Here is a 2,155-nt window from a genome sequence, read left to right on the forward strand (position 1 = left end):
GACATGAAGAAGAATATTCACCCCGATTATCACGTTATCAAGGTGCAGATGACCAACGGTACCGTGTTCGAAACACGGTCGACCTACGGCGCCGAAGGCGACACGCTGCAGCTGGACATCGATCCCACCGTTCACCCGGCCTGGACGGGTGGCAAGTCGAGCATGCTCGACACCGGCGGCCAGGTCGCACGCTTCAACAAGCGCTTCGGTGGTCTGACGCTCGGCAAGAAATAAGCCTTGTCGATGTGACTGATACGGGCCGCGGCGGGATCTCCCGCCGCGGCCCGCTTCGTTTGGGACCGCCCGTGCGGATCAGGGGTCGGTGCGAAACGCGCGCACCATGCCCGCCGCCACCGACAGCGCGATTTCGGCCGGGCCCAGCGCCCCGATCGGCAAGCCGGCCGGCGCATCGATCCGCGCCAGTTGCACCGCGTCGATCCCGGCGGCGGTCAGCCGTTCGATGCGCGCGGCATGGCTGCGTTTCGATCCCAACGCCGCGATATAGCCCGTCGGCGCGGCCAGCGCGGCGATCAGTGCGGGATCGTCGATCTTCGGATCGTGGCTGAGCGTGATCACCGCAGTCTCCGGCCCCGGTGACCAGGCCGCGATTGCCTCGTCCGGCCAGCGCGAATCGAGGACGACGCCGGGAAAGCGGTCCGCGGTCAGGAAGCGTTCGCGCGGATCGATCACGATCGTGCGCGTATCGAGCGGGGCGGCGAACTGCACCAGCGCCTGCGCGATCTGCACCGCGCCGACGATCAGCAGCGTGCGGGCCGGACGATAGCGGTTGACGAAACGCCCGTCACCCGGCTCCGCTGCGATCCGGCTTTCTCCGCCGGCGATGTCGGTGGTGACGGTCAGGCTGCGCCCCGCTGCCCGCGCCGCCGCCAGCGCATCGAAGATCGCGGGGGCATAGCCCTCCGCCGACACCGGCTGCACCAGCACGCTGATCGATCCGCCACAGGGCAGATGCGCTTCCCACGCCGTCTCGTCGCCAATCGTGAAGTCCAGCAACCGGCTCCGTCCGCTCGCAATCGCGTCGGCCGCCGCCTGCAACACCTCATTCTCGACGCAGCCGCCGGAAATCGACCCCTCGAACCGCCCGTCCGCCGCCACCAGCATATGGCTCCCCCGCGGCCGCGGCGCCGACCCCCAGGTCGACACCACCGTCGCGATCGCCATGGGCACCGCACCCCATTCGGCACGCGCCGCGATCAGGCGGTCCAGTTCGGCTACCATATCTGTGCTCCGGTCGTGGAAAGACGCTGTGCCGCATGCCACCATCGACATGCCCGGATCAGCCAACCCTAACGCAAAATAGTGCGTGCCGATCCTGTATCAAACCCCGGCATCCCATCGGGATCACCCTCCGGCGAGGCGTCCGCTTACCCCGTGCCTGTAGCGCCGCCACGCTGAGCATGATTTTGGCGGAAGCGGTGGGATTCGAACCCACGGAGAGCTTGCACCCTCGCCGGTTTTCAAGACCGGTTCCTTAAACCACTCGGACACGCTTCCGGGACCGGCGCGGGGGCTGGTCGGCCGGGGGAGCCTTAGCGTGGCTGGCGGGGGGAGGGAAGGGCCGGGCGTGTCGCACCTGCGACGGGTGGGCTTATCCTAGGCGGCGTGACGTGGCATCAGGTCGCCGCAAGGACGTTCGGGGGATCAGGATGCGACCGATGATGAAGGCGGCCATGCTGCTGGCCGTGCTGGGTGCGGCGGCGCCGCCCGTCGGCGCACAGGACGCGGGAGTAGCAGCCGTCGATCCGCAGCAGGCGGGATTTCAGGCGTTCCTGGCGGGGCTGCGGCCGCGTGCGCTGGCGGCCGGGGTGCGGGCGGAGACGCTGGACCGCGTGCTGCCGACGCTCAGCTTCAACCCGCGCGTGATCGCGTTCGACCGGGCTCAGCCCGGTGGCACCCCCGGTGGCGTGCCGGCCGTTCCTGCATTCGTCCCCTATCGCCAGACGCATGTCGATGCCGACCGGATCGACCGGGGCCGCAGCCGCTATGCGCAACTGCACCCGCGGCTGCAGCGGATTGTCGCGCAGACCGGTGTATCGGAAACGGTGATGATGGCGATCTATGGCCATGAAACCGGCTATGGCCGGGTGGTCGGGGATTTCGATCTGCTGCGGTCGCTGTCCAGCCTGGCCTATGA

At 68.4% G+C, this 2,155-nt stretch carries 3 protein-coding genes and 1 tRNA gene; 2 read left to right on the forward strand and 2 right to left on the reverse strand.

Translation table 11 applies throughout. From position 1 onward, the window contains the following. The first annotated feature begins 3 nt into the window (after positions 1-3). Positions 4-234, forward strand: coding sequence for a 50S ribosomal protein L31 (rpmE, locus tag VF649_RS03390; RefSeq protein WP_331010551.1), 231 nt, complete (start codon positions 4-6; stop codon positions 232-234). 78 nt (positions 235-312) lie between these two features. Here rpmE and VF649_RS03395 read toward each other — a convergent pair whose 3' ends face one another. Together VF649_RS03395 and VF649_RS03400 are read right to left on the reverse strand one after the other, a co-directional pair. Beyond that, positions 313-1,239 carry an XdhC family protein gene (locus VF649_RS03395; protein ID WP_331010549.1) on the reverse strand — a complete coding sequence of 309 codons (927 nt, stop codon included), beginning with the start codon at positions 1,237-1,239 and terminating at the stop codon, positions 313-315. 186 nt (positions 1,240-1,425) lie between these two features. Continuing rightward, a tRNA-Ser gene (locus VF649_RS03400) sits at positions 1,426-1,515 on the reverse strand. A 161-nt stretch (positions 1,516-1,676) separates the two neighbouring features. Here VF649_RS03400 and VF649_RS03405 point away from each other — a divergent pair. Next, on the forward strand, positions 1,677-2,155 hold a 479-nt coding region (locus VF649_RS03405), incomplete at its 3' end, for a lytic murein transglycosylase (RefSeq protein ID WP_331010550.1).

The sequence above is a fragment of the Sphingomonas sp. genome (assembly GCF_036387535.1).
In the GTDB taxonomy this organism is placed as follows: domain Bacteria; phylum Pseudomonadota; class Alphaproteobacteria; order Sphingomonadales; family Sphingomonadaceae; genus Sphingomonas_R.